Annotated in this window: 15 protein-coding genes; 10 read left to right on the top strand and 5 right to left on the bottom strand. The window is 74.7% G+C overall.

Features of this window, described 5'->3' with window-relative positions; all coding sequences use genetic code 11:
* Positions 1-204 precede the first annotated feature (204 nt).
* Both ACI8AK_RS15165 and ACI8AK_RS15160 read right to left on the bottom strand, forming a co-directional pair.
* On the bottom strand, positions 205-1,380 hold the full coding sequence (locus tag ACI8AK_RS15165; protein ID WP_387988315.1) for a zinc-dependent alcohol dehydrogenase: 1,176 nt from the start codon (positions 1,378-1,380) through the stop codon (positions 205-207).
* Positions 1,377-1,847, bottom strand: a complete 471-nt coding sequence (locus ACI8AK_RS15160) for a hypothetical protein (RefSeq protein ID WP_387988314.1) — start codon at positions 1,845-1,847, stop codon at positions 1,377-1,379. The genes ACI8AK_RS15165 and ACI8AK_RS15160 overlap by 4 nt, the downstream gene beginning before the upstream one ends.
* Positions 1,848-1,941: 94 nt before the next feature.
* On the opposite strand from ACI8AK_RS15160, the gene ACI8AK_RS15155 reads away from it, so the two are divergent.
* Positions 1,942-3,732: an acyl-CoA dehydrogenase gene (locus ACI8AK_RS15155; protein WP_387988313.1), complete on the top strand. Its 1,791-nt coding sequence runs from the start codon at positions 1,942-1,944 to the stop codon at positions 3,730-3,732.
* Between the two features lie 136 nt (positions 3,733-3,868).
* Here the strand turns inward: ACI8AK_RS15155 and ACI8AK_RS15150 are convergent, their stop codons facing one another.
* Entirely contained in the window at positions 3,869-4,045 is a 177-nt protein-coding gene (locus ACI8AK_RS15150; RefSeq protein ID WP_387988312.1) for a hypothetical protein, read from the bottom strand.
* Positions 4,046-4,245: 200 nt separating this feature from the next.
* Here ACI8AK_RS15150 and ACI8AK_RS15145 point away from each other — a divergent pair, with 200 nt between their 5' ends.
* On the top strand, positions 4,246-5,763 hold the full coding sequence (locus ACI8AK_RS15145) for an MFS transporter (protein WP_456956926.1): 1,518 nt from the start codon (positions 4,246-4,248) through the stop codon (positions 5,761-5,763).
* A 97-nt stretch (positions 5,764-5,860) separates the two neighbouring features.
* A complete protein-coding gene (locus ACI8AK_RS15140) occupies positions 5,861-6,907 on the top strand; it encodes a YihY/virulence factor BrkB family protein (protein ID WP_456903521.1) in 1,047 nt (348 codons plus the stop codon).
* Between the two features lie 108 nt (positions 6,908-7,015).
* Here ACI8AK_RS15140 and ACI8AK_RS15135 read toward each other — a convergent pair whose 3' ends face one another.
* Positions 7,016-7,723: a hemerythrin domain-containing protein gene (locus ACI8AK_RS15135; protein ID WP_456956924.1), complete on the bottom strand. Its 708-nt coding sequence runs from the start codon at positions 7,721-7,723 to the stop codon at positions 7,016-7,018.
* A gap of 149 nt (positions 7,724-7,872) precedes the next feature.
* Here ACI8AK_RS15135 and ACI8AK_RS15130 point away from each other — a divergent pair, with 149 nt between their 5' ends.
* Complete coding sequence (locus ACI8AK_RS15130; RefSeq protein ID WP_387988308.1) at positions 7,873-9,054, top strand: acyl-CoA dehydrogenase family protein; 1,182 nt, start codon at positions 7,873-7,875, stop codon at positions 9,052-9,054.
* 10 nt (positions 9,055-9,064) lie between these two features.
* On the opposite strand, the gene ACI8AK_RS15125 is transcribed toward ACI8AK_RS15130, so the two are convergent.
* Positions 9,065-9,979 (bottom strand): ABC transporter substrate-binding protein, encoded by a 915-nt coding sequence (locus ACI8AK_RS15125; protein WP_456956922.1) that lies wholly within the window; start codon positions 9,977-9,979, stop codon positions 9,065-9,067.
* Positions 9,980-10,170: 191 nt separating this feature from the next.
* On the opposite strand from ACI8AK_RS15125, the gene ACI8AK_RS15120 reads away from it, so the two are divergent.
* The 6 genes from ACI8AK_RS15120 (at position 10,171) to ACI8AK_RS15095 (ending at position 16,505) form a co-directional block, all read left to right on the top strand.
* The gene (locus ACI8AK_RS15120; RefSeq protein ID WP_456903523.1) at positions 10,171-11,883 is read left to right on the top strand and encodes a phosphatase PAP2 family protein; all 1,713 of its coding nucleotides are present in this window, start codon (positions 10,171-10,173) and stop codon (positions 11,881-11,883) included.
* Positions 11,880-12,500 carry a hypothetical protein gene (locus ACI8AK_RS15115; RefSeq protein ID WP_387988305.1) on the top strand — a complete coding sequence of 207 codons (621 nt, stop codon included), beginning with the start codon at positions 11,880-11,882 and terminating at the stop codon, positions 12,498-12,500. The genes ACI8AK_RS15120 and ACI8AK_RS15115 overlap by 4 nt, the downstream gene beginning before the upstream one ends.
* Positions 12,497-13,600: a lysylphosphatidylglycerol synthase transmembrane domain-containing protein gene (locus ACI8AK_RS15110; RefSeq protein ID WP_456956920.1), complete on the top strand. Its 1,104-nt coding sequence runs from the start codon at positions 12,497-12,499 to the stop codon at positions 13,598-13,600. The genes ACI8AK_RS15115 and ACI8AK_RS15110 overlap by 4 nt, the downstream gene beginning before the upstream one ends.
* Positions 13,597-14,223: a phosphatase PAP2 family protein gene (locus ACI8AK_RS15105; RefSeq protein ID WP_387988303.1), complete on the top strand. Its 627-nt coding sequence runs from the start codon at positions 13,597-13,599 to the stop codon at positions 14,221-14,223. The genes ACI8AK_RS15110 and ACI8AK_RS15105 overlap by 4 nt, the downstream gene beginning before the upstream one ends.
* A 73-nt stretch (positions 14,224-14,296) precedes the next feature.
* Complete coding sequence (locus ACI8AK_RS15100) at positions 14,297-16,054, top strand: PHA/PHB synthase family protein (protein ID WP_456956919.1); 1,758 nt, start codon at positions 14,297-14,299, stop codon at positions 16,052-16,054.
* Entirely contained in the window at positions 16,038-16,505 is a 468-nt protein-coding gene (locus tag ACI8AK_RS15095; protein ID WP_456956917.1) for an alpha/beta fold hydrolase, read from the top strand. Before ACI8AK_RS15100 ends, ACI8AK_RS15095 begins: the two co-directional genes overlap by 17 nt.
* The last annotated feature ends 13 nt before the right edge of the window (positions 16,506-16,518 follow it).

Here is a 16,518-nt window from a genome sequence, read left to right as displayed (position 1 = left end):
CCGGGGGGGCGCGCGCGGCGGCGGGGGCCGGCGCGCGCCCCGCCGCCGGGGGGGGCGCGCCGGGCGCCGCCCCCCCCCGCGGCCGGGGGGGGCCCCCCCCCCCCCCCGTCTCCGGGCCGTCGACCACCGGACGCGTGCACGGCCGGCCGGCGTGCCGGCACGTGTCCCGTGCACGCACCCGGTGGTCGCCCCGGCAGGAGCGCCTCAGCCGTTCGGCAGGAAGACCGCCCGGACGCAGCCGTCCTCCTTGTCCTTGAACATGCGGTAGCCGCGCGGGGCGTCCTCCAGCGGCATCACGTGGGTGGCCAGGTGCTCGGTGGTGAGCTCGCCGCGGGCCATGTGCTCGAGGATCCGCGGCATGTAGCGCTGGCCGTGGACCTGCGCCCCGCGCAGCGTCAGGCCCTTGTTCATCGCCGCACCCAGCGGGAACTTGTCCACCGGCCCCGCGAAGACGCCGAGCACGAAGACGCTCCCGCCCTTGCGGCAGGCCATGATCGCCTCGCGGACGGCCGACGGCCGGTCGGTCTGCAGCCGCAGCTGCTGCTTGAGCTGGTCGTAGGCGCCCTGCACGCCGGTGCTGTGCGCCTCCATGCCGACGGCCTCGATGCAGACGTCGGGACCGCGGCCGCCGGTGCGCTCACGCAGCTCCGCCATGACGTCGGTGGTGGAGTAGTCGACCACCTCGGCGCCCACGTGCCGCCGCACCTGCTCCAGCCGCTCGGGCAGCCGGTCGATCACGACCACCTGTTCGGCGCCGAGCAGCATCGCCGCGCGGGCGGCCATCTGCCCCACCCCGCCGGCGCCCCAGACCGCCACCGTGTCGCCGGGCTTCGTCCCGGCCAGGTCCGCGCCCATCCACCCGGTGGAGACGGCGTCGGAGGCGAACAGTGCGCGGTCGTCGCCGACCCCCTCGGGCACGAGGAAGGTGCCGACGTCGGCGTAGGGCACCCGGACGTACTCGGCGTGCGATCCGGCGAAGCCGCCCATCGCGTGCGAGTAGCCGAAGCAGCCGCCCGGGCTCTGGCCCCACAACCCCTCGGTGATGCCGGGGTTCGGGTTGCCGTTGTCGCACAGGGAGTACAGCTCCTGCCGGCAGTACCAGCAGTTGCCGCAGGCGATGAAGGAGTTGACGACGACGCGGTCGCCGACGCGGCGGTCGCGCACGCCCGGGCCGACCTCGACGACCTCGCCCATGAACTCGTGGCCGAGCACGTCGCCCACGCGCATCGCGGGGATGTAGCCGCCGAGCAGGTGCAGGTCCGAGCCGCACGTCGTCGTCCGGGTGACCCGCAGGACGACGTCGCGGTCGTTGAGGATCGTCGGGTCGGGGACGGTCTCCACCGAGACCTCGTTGACGCCGGTCCAGGTCGCGGCCCTCACAGCACGCCCTCCTTCGGCGCGGCCTGCGCGGCGCCCTCGAGCGCGGCGCCCTGCGGGGTGGCCGCGCGCCTCCCGTGCGGCTGGGGCTCCATCCGCAGCACCTCGCCGACCTCCAGCAGCGCCTTCGACTCGCGCAGCGCGGCGCGCAGCTCGCCCACCTCGTCCTCGGTGGGCGTGCCGCGGAAGCGTGCCGCCAGCTCGGTGCCGCGGTCGCCCGGCGCGGGCGTCGTGCGCACCTCGACGCGGTCGCCGAGCGCGGCCAGCGGCGCGGGCAGCGCGGCCGACACCTCCCCCGGCTCCCGCAGCACGGTGACCGCCCGCCACCGCCGGGCGGCGACCTCCGGGTCGTCGGTGGCGGAGGCCTGGCCGGCCCCGGGCACGCGCACGTGCTGCAACCGCCTCAGCAGCGTGGCGCCGGCCCCGCTCGCCAGGCCGGTGGCCCGGCCGATCAGCTGGTTCAGGTCCATGCGGCGCTCGCTACCCGGCCCGGCGTCCGGCCTATCGTGGGCCGGTCGGGCCGCGCGCCCGGCTCTCCCGCCGCCGTCGTCCGTGGAGGCCGTCGTGTCCTCGCTCATCCTGTCCCGCCGCGACCTGGAGTTCCTCCTGCACGAGTGGCTGGAGGTCGAGACGCTCACCAAGCGGCCCCGGTTCGCCGAGCACTCGCGCGAGACGTTCGACGCGGTGATGGAGCTCGCCGAGCAGATCGCCACCGAGCACTTCGCGCCGCACAACCGGAAGGCCGACGAGAACGAGCCGCGGTTCGTCGACGGCAGGGTGGAGATGATCCCCGAGGTCGCGAAGGCGCTCGCGGTGTTCCGCGAGTCCGGGATCATGGCCGGGACCTTCGACGAGGAGTACGGCGGCATGCAGCTGCCGCAGACCGTCGGGCAGGCGGCGTTCGCCTGGTTCAAGGCGGCCAACGTCGGGACCTCGAGCTACCCGTTCCTGACCATGGGCAACGCCCGGCTGCTGCTCGCGCACGGCTCGCAGGAGCAGAAGGACCGCTTCGTCCGGCCGATGCTCGAGGGCCGCTGGTTCGGCACGATGGCGCTGTCCGAGCCGCAGGCCGGGTCCTCGCTGGCCGACATCACCACCCGCGCCGAGCCCCAGGACGACGGCACCTACCGGCTCACCGGCAACAAGATGTGGATCTCGGCCGGCGACCACGAGCTGACCGAGAACATCGTCCACCTGGTGCTGGCCAAGATCCCCGGCGGCCCGGCCGGCGTGAAGGGCATCTCGCTGTTCATCGTGCCCAAGGTGCTGGTGGAGGAGGACGGGTCGCTCGGCGAGCGCAACGACGTCGTCCTGGCCGGGCTCAACCACAAGATGGGCTACCGCGGGACGACGAACACGCTGCTCAACTTCGGCGAGGGCGTGCACACCCCGGGCGGCCGGGCCGGCGCCGTCGGGTACCTCGTAGGAGAGCCCCACAAGGGGCTCTCCTACATGTTCCACATGATGAACGAGGCGCGGATCGGCGTCGGGATGGGCGCGACCGTCCTCGGCTACACCGGTTACCTGCACGCGCTGGAGTACGCCCGCACCCGCACCCAGGGCCGCTCCGCGAGCAGCAAGGACCCGTCGTCGCCGATGGTCCGGCTGGTCGACCACCCCGACGTCCGCCGGATGCTGCTGGCCGCCAAGAGCTACGCGCAGGGCGGCCTGGCGCTGGGGCTGTACTGCGCCCGCCTGGTCGACGAGGAGAAGACCGGCGAGACCGAGGACGACCGCAGCCGCGCCCACCTGCTGCTCGACACCCTGACGCCGATCGCCAAGGCGTGGCCCTCGCAGTGGGGGCCGGTCGCCGACGACCTGGCCATCCAGGTGCACGGCGGCTACGGCTACACCCGCGACTACCCGGTCGAGCAGTTCTACCGGGACAACCGGCTCAACCCGATCCACGAGGGCACCAACGGCATCCAGGCCCTGGACCTGCTCGGCCGCAAGGTGACGATGCACGGCGGCGCCGGGCTGCGGCTGCTGGCCGAGACGATCGCGGCGACGACGGCGCGGGCGGCCGGGACGCCGTTCGCCGACCTGGCCGCGGACGTCGACGCCGCCGTCGCCCGGCTCGTCGCGGTGACCGGCACCCTGTGGGGCACCGGCGACCCGGCGCTGGCCCTGGCCAACGCCAGCGCCTACCTCGACGCGGCCGGGCACACCGTCGTCGGCTGGCTGTGGCTGGAGCAGGCGCTGGCCACGCGCGACGAGACCGGCGACTTCCACGAGGGCAAGCGCGCCGCGGCGCGGTACTTCCAGCACTGGGAGCTGCCGAGGGTGCACACCTGGCTGGACCTGCTGGAGTCCCTGGACCGGACGGTGCTCGACACCCCCGATGCCCACCTCTAGACGCACTCCCACCTCTGGACGCACTCGCGCCCCGCGGCTCCGGGAGGAGCGGCGGGGCGCGGGTCGTCCGGGGCGGCCCCCCTCGTGGGGTCCCGCCGCGAGCTCGCGGGTCGCGGGGGGCGAGGGGGTCCTCCGACTAGGCCGCCCGGGCCATCCCCACCGCCTCGACGGTGGCACCGGCCTGGGCGGTCTCGCGGCGGGCGGCCGCCCGCTGCTCGCGCTCGTACCGTGCCGTGGTCGAGGTGCCCATCGCGATCACCAGGGCGGTCAGGACCAGGAACCCGACCAGGGTGACTGCAGGCCACAGAAGCATCTCGAACGTCCCCTTGCTCGTCTCGTGACGCCGGCCGGGCGGCGGGCCCGGCGGCTCGTCTCTGGGGACTGTGTCCCCAGCGAACCGCCCTCTCAATCGTCGCTACGCACTGTTCACCTGACAGGCTGTGACCGACTTCACCCGTCGGGGCCGTCCCGGCCCGGTGCGCCCCTCGGACCGGCGCGTGGTGTCATCGAGGCGTGTCCGCAGGTGCCGAGGTCTCCCCCTCCGGCACCGGGACCCCGCCCACCCGGACGCGGCCGGCGCTGCTCGTCCTGACCCTCTCACTCGGCGTCACGACCCTCTCGCTGCTGCAGAGCCTCGTGGTCCCGGTGCTCGGCCCGATCGGCGAGCAGCTCGGCGTCTCGCCGGCCGCGGCCGGCTGGGTGCTCACCGCCAACCTGCTGGCCGCCGCGGTCCTCACCCCGGTGCTCGGCCGGCTCGGCGACACCCGCGGCGAGCGGCCGGTCATCCTCGGCATCCTGGTCGCGGTCGCGCTCGGCACCCTGCTGGCGGTCGTCACCCGCTCGCTGCCGCTGCTGCTGGTGGCGCGGGTCCTGCAGGGCTCCTCCTACGGGCTGTTCCCGCTGTCGATCAGCGTGCTGCGCCGCGAGCTCCCGCCGGAGCGGCTGAGCGTGGCGATGTCGGTCGTCAGCAGCACCCTCGGCGTCGGCGGCGTCGTCGGCCTGGTCGCCGCGGGCCTGCTCACCGGCGACGGCGGGGACTACCACCGGCCGTTCTGGATCGGCCTGGGCGTCACGCTGCTGTCCCTGGTGCTCGGTGCCGTCCTGCTCCCCCGCCGCACCGCGACGGCGAGCGGGCGGGTCGACTGGCTCGGCGCCGTCGTCCTCGGCGTCGGGCTGGTGCTCCTGCTCCTGCCGGTGTCGCAGGGCAACACCTGGGGGTGGACCTCCCCGCCGACGCTCGGCTGCGCGGCCGGCGCGCTGGCCGTCCTCGCCGGCTGGGTATTGCTGCAGCGTCGCCGCGCCCAGCCGCTGGTGCGCCCGGCGCTGCTCACCGACCCGCGGATGCTGGTGCCCAACCTCGCCGGCCTCACCACCGGCATCGGGCTGTTCGTCTCCTTCCTCGTCGTCATGCAGTACGTGCAGACGCCGCCCGAGGTGGCCGGCTACGGGTTCGGCGCGCCGGTGCTCGAGGCCGCCGTCGTCTACCTGCTGCCCGGCGGCGTGGTCGGCATCCTGCTGGCGCCGCTGGCCGGCAAGGTCGTCGACCGGATCGGGGCGCTGCCCACCCTGCTCACCGGGGCGGTCGCCGGCGTCGCCGGGTTCGTCGTGTTCGCCCTGGGCCGGTCCGAGCCGGCGCTGGTCGTCGCCGCGGGGCTGCTGTCGCAGGCCTGGGTGACCGTCGCCTACGCGGCGCTGCCGACCCTCGTGGTGCAGGCGGTGCGGCGCGGCGAGACCGGCGTCGCGAACGCCGTCAACTCGATCGCCCGCTCGCTCGGGCAGGCGGTGGGCAGCACGCTCACCGTGGCGCTGCTCGGCGCCACCCTCGACCCGGCCACCGGCCTGCCCCGGGCCTCCGGGTTCACCACGGTGGCCCTGCTGGGCGCCGGCGCGGCGGCCGCGGTGGCCCTGGTCAGCCTGGCCGGGATGGTGCAGGCCCGGCGCAGCGGGCCGCCGGACCCCGACGACCTCCACGACGTCGAGCGGGCGACCGCCGCCGCCGGCGAGTGGTCCCCCGTCTCCGGCATCCGCTGACACCCCGCGACGCGCCGGGATGATCACCGCGCGCATGGAAGCGTCCCGTCCGGGGAACCCACGGTCCGATCCACCCGCCCAGATCCGGAGGACGACCATGGCCCGCCCGCACGGCTCCCGCGCCGCGAGCACCGACACGGCGAAGCCGGCACGCTTCTCCGGCAACACCGCCGGTGACCCCGCGCCGCACGACGACAAGGTCAACTCCACCCGCTTCGACAACGCGCCGCGCGGGACGGACACCACGCCGACCTTCTTCGGCACGGTCAAGCGGACCGTCAAGGAGTTCAGCGAGGACAACCTCACCGACTGGGCGGCGTCGCTGACCTACTACGGCGTCCTCGCGCTCTTCCCGGCGCTGATCGCGCTCACGTCGATCGTGGGCCTGCTGACGACCCCCCAGCAGCTCACCGACGCGCTGACCACCGTCGTCCCCGCCAGCGCCGCGGACACGATGGGCCCGGTCATCGAGCAGGTCGCCGGCAACCAGAGCACCGCCGGCTTCGGTCTCGTCATCGGTCTCGCCCTCGCGATCTGGTCGGCGTCGGGCTACGTGGGCGCCTTCACCCGCGCGTCCAACGTCGTCTACGAGACGCCCGAGGGCCGCAAGATCTGGAAGCTCAAGCCGCTGCAGCTGCTGATCACCCTGATCGGCATCCTGTTCGCCGCCGTCATCGTGGCGATGCTGGTCCTCAGCGGCCCGGTCGTCGAGGCCGTCGGCTCGGCCATCGGCCTGGGCGACACCGCGCTCACCGTGTGGAACGTCGTCAAGTGGCCCGTGATCCTGGTGGTCCTGGCGCTGATGATCGCCGTCCTCTACTACTCCACGCCGAACGTCAAGCTGCGCGGCTTCCGGTTCATCAGCCCCGGTGCCGGCGTGGCCATCCTCGTCGCGGTCCTGGCCTCGGCCGCCTTCGCCTTCTACGTGGCCAACTTCGGCAGCTACAACAAGACCTACGGCGCGCTGGCCGGCGTCATCGTCTTCCTGATCTGGTTCTGGCTGATCAACCTGGCCCTGCTGTTCGGCATCGAGTTCGACGCCGAGAAGGAGCGGACGACCGAGCTCAAGGAGGGCGTCCCCGGGGCGGACAAGGAGATCCAGCTCGACGCCCGCGCCGAGCCCAAGCCCCGCAACACCCACTGAGGAAGGACCTCCCTGCCCCCGCCACCCGCTCCGCTCGCGGCGGGCCCCTGCAGGGAGGCCGACCACAGGGCCCCCTCCCGGGACCGGGAGGGGGCCCTCGTCGTGTGCTCAGCGTGCGGTGGGCGGGCCGTCGCCGCGGCGGGCCGGCGGGGTGCGCTCGATCGCGGCGGCCACCGCGGCCAGCCCCCGGCTGACCGCCTGACCGGCCGGGGCCAGCGGGGCGGGCGCCCGCCGGACCAGGGTGTCGACGACGTCGCGGCTGCGGTCCAGCAGCGACAGCGGCAGGCCCGACAGCGCGTTGCCCGGCGGGCGGCGGGACACCGTCGGGTGCGCGCGGGTGGGCGAGATCCGGCGCATCAGGTCCCACCGGCGGCCCAGCCGGCGCAGCTCGGCGGGGTCGAGCCGTTCCTGCAGCCGGGGGAACACCACGTCCTCCTCGTCGCGGACGTCCTCGCGCAGCACCTCGACCAGCCGGGCGAGCCGGGTCGGCCGCTCCGGGGAGTCGGGGCCGCCCTCCTCGAGCGCCGCGACCAGCTCGTTGACCTCCTGGTGCTCGATCTCGACCCGCCGGGTGAGCTCGTCACCGTCGGGCAGCACCCGGCGGATCACCGGCCAGAGCACGGTCTCCTCGGCGAAGGCGTGGCTGAACACCAGCCGGTCGATGCGGGTCAGCACCTCCTCCTGCGCGCGCCCGGTGGTGCCGTCGAGCTCGTGCAGCAGCCGGTCGAGCTCGACGTGGTCCTTCCGCTGACGGACCAGGACGCTGCCGGGACCTCCCAGCTCGTCCTCGGTCTGGTCGGCGATGGAACGGGGCACGGGCCCTCCTCGGGACGTGTGCGGTCGGATCCGCCGGTCCTGCCCCGATCGGCCCGCCGCCATGCCGCCCGCCCCGGTTGCCGTCCGGGGGCGGGGGTAGGCCGGACCCACGGGACAGCGGGGTCCCGGTACCCGGAGGAGGCAGCGCCATGGCCGACCGGCCCACCGTCACGTCGGACTTCTACGAGCTCGAGGCCCTCCTCGACGAGGAGGACCGGGCCACCCTCCTGCGCGTCCGCGCGTTCATGGACGAGCAGGTCGAGCCGGTGATCAACCAGTACTGGACCCGGGCGCAGTTCCCCCGGGAGCTCATCCCGGGCCTGGCCGAGCTGGGCATCGCGGGGGCGCAGTACTCCGGGTACGGCTCCCCCGGCCGCTCGTCGCTGTTCGACGGCATGGTGTCGATGGAGCTCGGCCGCGGGGACCCCTCGGTGGCCACCTTCATGGGCGTCCACGGCGGCCTGGCCATGGGCACCCTGCACCTGTGCGCCTCCGAGGAGCAGAAGGAGCGCTGGCTGCCGGCGATGGCGCGGATGGAGCGGATCGGCGCCTTCGGCCTCACCGAGCCCGAGCACGGCTCCGACGTCGCCCGCGGCATCCAGACCACCGCCCGCCGCGACGGCGACGAGTGGGTGCTCGACGGGGAGAAGAAGTGGATCGGCAACGGCAGCTTCGCCGACCTGGTGGTCGTCTGGGCGCGCGACGTCGACACCGACCGGGTGCTCGGCTTCGTCGTCGAGACGCCGGCGCCCGGCTTCAGCGCCGTCGACCTCGAGGACAAGATCGCGCTGCGCGCGGTGCAGAACGCGCACATCACCCTCGACGGCGTCCGCGTGCCGGAGGAGAACCGGCTGCAGAACGCCAACTCCTTCCGCGACACCGCGAACGTCCTGCGGGCGACGCGGGTGAGCGTGGCGTGGTCGGCGGTCGGGTGCTCGCGCGGCGCCTACGAGCACGCGCTGCGCTACGCGCTGGGCCGCGAGCAGTTCGGCCGGCCGATCACCTCGTTCCAGCTGGTGCAGGACCTGCTGTTCCGGATGCTGGGCAACATCACCGCGTCGGCGGCGCTGTGCGCGCGGGCGTCCCAGCTGCAGGACTGCGGGATGCTGCGCGACGAGCACGCCTCGATGGCCAAGGGCTACAGCACGATGCGCATGCGGGAGACCGTCGGCTGGGCGCGGGAGCTCATGGGCGGCAACGGGATCCTGCTGGAGAACCACGTCGGCCGGTTCGTGGCCGACGCCGAGGCGATCTACTCCTACGAGGGCACCCGCGAGGTCAACAGCCTCATCGTCGGCCGCGCGATCACCGGCACCAGCGCCATCACGTGAGGTCCTCCGTCTAGCGGCCGTCCCACCAGCGGGCGGCGGCCTCGGCGGGGGTGAGCCCGTCGACGGCGACGAACCGGTTGAGCCGGATCAGGTCGATCGTCGTCAGCTGGGCGCTGACCGCGTCCAGCGCGGCGCGCAGCGGCTCGCCGCCCTCGGCGGCCACCTCGGTCCGCACGAGCGGCACCACGTTCTCCCGCGGCTGCAGCGCCCGGTCGTCGCGCAGCAGGTGCAGCGAGGCGTCGGTCAGCCGGGCGTCGGTCGTCTCCAGCATGCCGACGTCGACCTGCCCGGTGAGCAGCGCCTCCGCCGTGGCCGCGCGCGAGGGCATGCTGCGCACCTCGGCGAACTCGATGCCGTAGACCTCGCGCAGCCCGGGCAGGCAGAACCGCCGCTCGCTGCACTCGGGCGGGCCGCCGAACACCAGCCGCGGCGCGATCGCGGCGAGTTCGCTGAGCGTCGTCACGCCGTGCCGGGCGGCGGTGTCGGTGAGCACGACGAACCCGTTCTGGTCCTCGGCCTCGGCCGGGGCCAGGACGGTCAGCCCGCGCGGCGCGACGGCGGCCGCCAACCGGTCCCGCAGGACGGCGGGGTCGTGGGACGCGGTCCCCGCGCCGGCCTCCAGGAACTCCGACGCGGTGCCCAGGTAGTCGACGACGAGGTCGACGACGCCCTGCTCGAGCGCCGGGAAGACCACCTCGCGGGTGCCGATGCCGTGCTGCACCGCCACCTCGAACCCGGCCCGGCGGACCGCCTCGGCGTACACCTCGGCGAGCGTCTGGTTCTCGGGGAAGTCGTAGGACGCCACCCGGACGACGCCGTCGGCGGGCGGGTCCGCGTCCGCGGCCGGGGAGCTGCAGGCGCCCAGCACGGCGGTGGCGAGGAGCAGGGCGGCGAGGAGCAGGGCGGCGAGCGGTCGACGACGCATCGCGGACCCTCCCGGGGCAGGAGGCGGCGCCCCACGGGCGGACTGGCGCGGGGACGGCCACGCTAGCCCTGCTCGGGACCAAGGTCGATGGTCCCGCGAGCGCAACCGGGGCAGCATCGGGCGGCATGGCGGCCACGGCCCGGCCCCCGGTGCCCCAGGCACCGGTCCCGGCTCCGACACCGCGGGGACCGGTGACGGCACCCGCGGCGCAGGCGCCCGCCGGAGGGCAGGTCCGGCGGCCGGACCCGCCGCCCATCCACCGCGAGCCCCGGCGACGCCGCCCCTCCGGCGAGCCGCCGCCGCTGCCGCGGCACCTCAACGCGTCGGGCAAGTGGTGGCTGGCGCTCAGCGGCGTCGTCGTCGTCACCTGGGGCGTCGTCCTCCTCACCGGGAGCACGGCGTTCGTCGACCTGGTCGACACCCGGGTGCTGCAGGCGATCGCGTCCGTCCGCTCCCCCGGCCTGACCGACGTCGCCGAGGTGGCCGGCGTCCTCGGCACCAGCCGGGCGATCCACCTGCTGTGGCTGGCCAACCTCGTCGTGCTGGCGGTCTTCCGCCGCTGGCGGCACCTGTTCGTCTGGATCGGGGTCGGCCTGCTCGTGGTGAACACCGCCGCGACCCTGGCCGCCACGCTGCAGCGCCCGCGCCCCTACGAGGTGGAGATCCTCGGCCCCTGGTCGGGCTTCTCGATGCCGTCGGTGCCGATGACCGTGCTCGCCACCTTCCTCGTCAGCACCCTCTACTCGCTGGTGCCCGCGGGGCGGCTCCGCGACGTCGGCAAGTGGGTGGTGTGGGGCCTGCTGCTGGTGACCGCGGCCTCGCGGCTCTACCTCGCGCAGGACCACCCCACCGACGTCCTCGCCGGCGTCGTCCTGGGCGTCGCCGCCCCGCTGGCCGCCTTCCGGCTGCTGACGCCCAACGAGGTGTACCCCGTCGTCTACCGGCGGGGCAGCCCCGCGCACCTGGACGTCTCCGGGGCGCGCGGCGAGGCGATCGTCCGGGCGCTGCAGGACCAGCTCGGGCTGCTGGCCACCTCGGTGGAGCCCTTCGGCCTGGCCGGGTCGGGCGGCTCCACGCCGCTGAGGATCACCGTCAAGGCCGCCGACGCCGCCGAGCAGGAGGAGAGCTGCGTCTTCGGCAAGCTGTACGCCGCCACGCACGTGCGGTCCGACCGCTGGTTCAAGCTCGGCCGCACGCTGCTCTACGGCCGGCTCGAGGACGAGAAGCCGTACCACAGCGTGCGGCGGCTGGTGCAGTACGAGGACTACGTCCTGCGGCTGCTGTCCGACGCCGGCCTGCCCGTGCCCCACCCGCTGGGGATCGTGGAGATCACCCCGGAGCGGGAGTACCTGCTGGTCGCCGAGTTCCTCCAGGGCGCGCGGGAGATCGGCGACCCCGAGGTCGTCGTGGACGACGCGCTGATCGACCAGGGGCTGGCCGTGGTGCGGCGGATGTGGGAGATCGGCATGGCCCACCGCGACATCAAGCCGGCCAACGTGATGGTGCGCGACGGCACGCTGTTCCTCATCGACTCGGCGTTCGCCGAGGTGCGCCCCAGCCCGTGGCGGCAGGCCGTGGACCTGGCGAACATGCTGCTGGTCCTCGCGCTGCGCACCGACGCCCGGACCGTCTACGAGCGGGCGCGCCTGCAGTTCTCCGACGAGGAGCTGGCCGAGGCCTTCGCCGCCACCCGCGGGCTCACCATGCCCTCGCAGCTGCGCCGGATGCTGCGGGCGCAGGGCCGCGACCTGCACCGGGACTTCCTCGAGCTGCTGCCCTACCGGCTCCCGCCGGTGCGCATCCAGCGGTGGACCTGGCGCCGGGCCGGGCTGTGCCTGGTCACCGCGCTCGCCCTCGTCCTCACCGTCGCCATCGGCGTCGACCTGCTCGGGTCCCCGCTGTGAGCGCCACCCGGCGCCCGGCCGCGGCGGCGGCGCTGGCGGCCGCCCTGCTGACGGCGGGTTGCGCGCCGGGCACCCCCACCGTCAGCGGCGAGCTGCCCGCCTGCCGCACCGGCGACGACGACCGGGCCGCCCACGGCGTCGTGCTCATGGCCCAGGCGGTGCCGACGGCGACCTGGGTGCCGTGCGTGGAGAGCATCCCGGTGGGCTGGACCTTCGCCGGCCTCGACGCCCACTCGGGCTCCGCGCGGTTCTGGCTGAACTCCGACCGCGACGGCTACCACGCCATCGAGGTGCGGCTGACCGACGGCTGCGACACCACGGGCGCCACCGAGATCCCCAGCGAGCGGGACGGGCTCGAACGCTACGAGCGGGTCGTCCGGGTGACCCCGGACTACCTGGGCCGCCGCTACTACGTCTTCCCCGGCGGCTGCCTGACCGTCGTGTTCACGCTCTCCGGCGACAACCGCGGGGAGCCCCTGGCGCTCGCCACCCAGAGCCTGGGCGTGGTGAGCCGCGAGGTGCTGTCCGACCAGGTCCACGAGGAGAGCGGCGGCCGGCTGCAGCTCGACCCGCCCGCCGACGCCGCCGGCCCCGAGGGCGAGGGGGACCCGCCATGACCGCCGTTGCTCCGCAGGCCCCGCCCGGCCGGCCGCCGAAGCGGAAGCCCGTGTGGCGGCGGGTGCTGCCACCGCTGCTCTCCGTCGCCCTGGTCGCCGCGGTCTTCTTCTGGTTCCTGCCGCAGTTCACCAGCCTGTCCGCCGTCTGGTCCGCGGTGGAGGGCATGTCCTGGACCGAACTGGCGCTGCTGGCGGTCGCCACGCTGTGGAACCTGGCCACCTACCAGTTCGTGATGGCCGTGACCATGCCGGGGTTGCGGCTGCGTGAGGCGACGGTCTCGACGCTGACCACGACCGCCGTGTCGAACACCGTGATCGCCGGGGCGGCGATCTCCCTCGGGCTGACCTACGGGATGAACTCCTCCTGGGGCTTCTCCCGCTCCCGGACGTCCGTCAGCCTGCTGCTGTCAGGGCTCTGGAACAACTTCGCCAAGCTGGCGCTGCCCGTGCTCGCCCTGTCGCTGCTGGCCTTCTCCTCCACGCCCACCACCGGCCGGCTCCTCGCCGGGCTGGCCGGCGTGGCCGGGCTGGTCGCCGCCGTGGTCCTGCTCGGCCTGCTGCTGCGCAGCCGGGAGAGCGCGGCCCGGATCGGCACGGGCGCGGGCCGGGTGGCCTCGGCCCTCCTGCGGCCGTTCGGCCGGCCTCCGGTGCGGGGATGGGACGACGCGACGACGAAGTTCCGCGACCGCACCGCTCTGCTGCTGCACGCCCGCTGGCACTGGCTGACCCTCGCGACCCTGGTCAGCCACCTGTCGCTGTTCCTCGTCCTGATGATCGCGTTGCGCGCGGTGGGCGTGACCTCCGAGCAGGTCAGCGTCGTGGAGGCGCTGACGGTGTTCGCCTTCGCGCGGCTGCTCACGGCCATCCCGTTCACCCCGGGCGGGCTGGGCGTCATCGAGCTGGCACTCATCACCGGCCTGGCCGCGGCCGGCGGCGACCGGGCACTCGTGGCCGCGGCGGTGCTGGTCTTCCGCGCGCTCACCTACGTGCTGCCCATCCCCCTGGGCATCGGCACCTACCTGTTCTGGCGGCGCAACCGCTCGTGGCGGCGGGAGCCGAACTCCGCACCGCGCACGGAGCTGGTGCCGGAGACGGCGTGACCGGGCGGGCGGCCACCCGCCCGCGCCCGCCGGTCGCCCGCGGCGGACGCGAGGTGGTCCTCGCCGCCGCCGGTGCACTGCTGCTCGGACTCGCCGCGCTGCCGGTCGAGCGGACGTCGGTGCCCGCGGCGGAGGCGGCGGTGTTCCGGGCGGTCAACGGGGTCGACGTCGTGCCGTTCGTGCTGGTCTGGCCGGTCATGCAGCTGGGCAACTTCCTCGTCGTGCCGGCGGCCGCCGTGGTCGCGGCCGCGCTGCGGCGGTGGCGGCTCGCGCTGGGGCTGCTGCTCGCCGGCGTCGGGACCTACCTGGCCGCGAAGGGGATCAAGGACGTCGTCGTGCGCGGCCGGCCCGGCGGGCTGCTCGACGAGGTCGTCATCCGGGGGGCGGCCGCGCAGGGCCGCGGGTTCCTGTCCGGGCACGCCGCCGTCGTGACCGCCGTGGTGACCGTGGCCTGGCCGTGGCTGGGCCGCCGTGGGCGGATCGCCGGGGTGGTGCTGGCGGCGCTGGTGTGCCTGGCGCGGGTGTGGACCGCGGCGCACCTGCCGCTCGACGTCGTCGGCGGCGTCGGCCTGGGCCTGCTCGTCGGGGCGGTGGTGCTGCTGGTGGTCGGCCGGCCGCGGTGAGGTCTGCCGCCCGGCGCCGCCTGTGGTTGAGTGACTGGGGTCACAGGAGGCCTCGAGACCCGAGGAGCACCGGATGACCACCACCGCACCGCGCCCGTCCGCCCCGCGCCGCCCGCGGCCCGCCGCGGCCTCCGACGGCGGCCAGCCCTCCTCCCCGGAGGCGTCCGAGGCGGTCACCGGCCTGGACATGGTGCTGGTCGACGGCGCCCGCGGCCCGCTGCGGCGGATGGTGCCGCCGGCCCGCACCGTCGCCCGGTTCGGCGCGTCGCTGGCGCGCCGGCCCGAGACCGTCGTCCGCACCGGCGGGGACCTGGTGCGCGAGCTCGGGCGGATCGCGGTGGGCCGCTCGGAGGTCGCCCCCTCGCCGAAGGACCGCCGCTTCGCCGACCCCGCCTGGACCGGCAACCCGTTCCTCCGGCGGACCATGCAGGCGCACATCGCCGCCGCGCAGGCCGCCGCGCGCCTGGTCGAGGACGCCGACCTGGACTGGCAGGACGACGAGCGGATCCGGTTCACGCTGACCAACGTCGTCGACGCGCTGGCGCCGTCCAACGTCCCGTTCCTCAACCCGCTGGCGCTCAAGGCGGTCATCGACACCGGCGGCCGCAACGCGGTGAGCGGGCTGCGCCGGATGGTCTCGGACCTGGTGTCCCCGCCGCGGGTCCCCTCGATGGTCGAGCCCGACGCCTTCACCGTGGGCGAGGACCTCGCGGTCACCCCGGGCGCCGTCGTCCTGCGGACCGACGTGTTCGAGCTGATCCAGTACCGCCCGACGACGGAGACCGTCCGCGCCGTGCCGCTGCTGATGGTGCCGCCGACGATCAACAAGTACTACATCACCGACCTCGCGCCCGGCCGCAGCATCGTGGAGCACTACGTGGCCGCCGGCCAGCAGGTCTTCATGATCAGCTGGCGCAACCCCGACGAGCGGCACGCCGACTGGGGGCTGGACACCTACGGCCAGGCCGTCCTGGACGCGATGGACGCCGCGCAACGGGTCACCGGCAGCGAGCGCGTGGCCCTCCAGGCGTTCTGCTCCGGCGGGATCATCACCGCGATGGTGCTGGCACACCTGGCCGCCACCGGCCGGCTGGACCGGGTCGCCGCCGCCAGCTTCGCCGTCACCGTCCTCGACTGGGCGCGGGCCGGCACGGTGTCGGCGCTCATGGACCCCGAGGCGGTGCGGGAGGCGACGGAGAAGTCGCGGAGGAAGGGCTACCTCGACGGCGCCATGCTCGCCGAGGTCTTCGCCTGGCTCCGCCCCAACGACCTGGTGTGGAACTACTGGGTCAACAACTACCTGCAGGGCAAGCCGCCGGCCGCCTTCGACATCCTCTTCTGGAACGCCGACACCACCCGGATGAGCGCGGCGCTGCACCGGGACTTCATCGAGGTCGCGGTCGGCAACGCCCTCACCGAGCCGGGGAGGGCGACGATGCTCGGCACGCCGGTGGACCTGTCCGCCGTCGACGTCGACGCCTACGTCACCGCCGGGATCGCCGACCACCTGTGCCCGTGGCAGGCCTGCTACCGCACCACCCAGCTGCTCGGCGGGGAGAGCCGGTTCGTGCTGTCCACCAACGGCCACATCGCCTCGCTGGTCAACCCGCCCGGGAACCCGAAGTCGACGTTCCAGGTGGCACCGGACACCCCCGCCGACCCGGAGGAGTGGCTGTCCCGGGCGACGAAGGAGAAGGGCTCCTGGTGGCCGGACTTCATGGCCTGGCTGGGCGAGCGGTCGGGCGACGAGGTGCCCGCGCCGGAGTCGCTCGGCAGTGCGGAGCTGCCGGTCCTGGGGGACGCTCCTGGGACCTATGTCCTCGAGAAGTGAGTCCGTCGGCACGCTGACCGTCCTCGGCCGCACCCTCCGGGTGGCCGAGCGGCGCGGCGACGGCACGACGCCGCCGCTGCTGCTCATGAACGGCATCGGCGCGAGCCTCGAGGTGCTGCAGCCCTTCGTGGACGCGCTCGACCCGCGGCGCACCGTGATCCGGTTCGACGTCCCGGGCGTGGGCGGGTCCCCGCGGCCGGTCGTCCCCTACGTGCTGGGCACGCTGACACCGGTGGTGGCCGGGGTGCTGCGCCGGCTGGGCCACGACGGGCCGGTCGACGTCCTGGGGCTGTCCTGGGGCGGCGGCCTGGCGCAGCACTTCGCCGTCCAGCACCGCCGCCGCTGCCGCCGGCTGGTGCTCGCGGCCACCGGCACCGGCGCGCTGATGGTGCCCGCCTCGCCGCGGGTGCTCTCGCACATGCTCACGCCGCGGCGGCACCGCGACGCCTAGTACGCCCGGCGGA

The sequence above is a fragment of the Geodermatophilus sp. SYSU D00867 genome (assembly GCF_054050315.1).
Note: the sequence above shows the minus strand (reverse complement) of the source record. Positions and strands in the feature narration are given on the sequence as shown.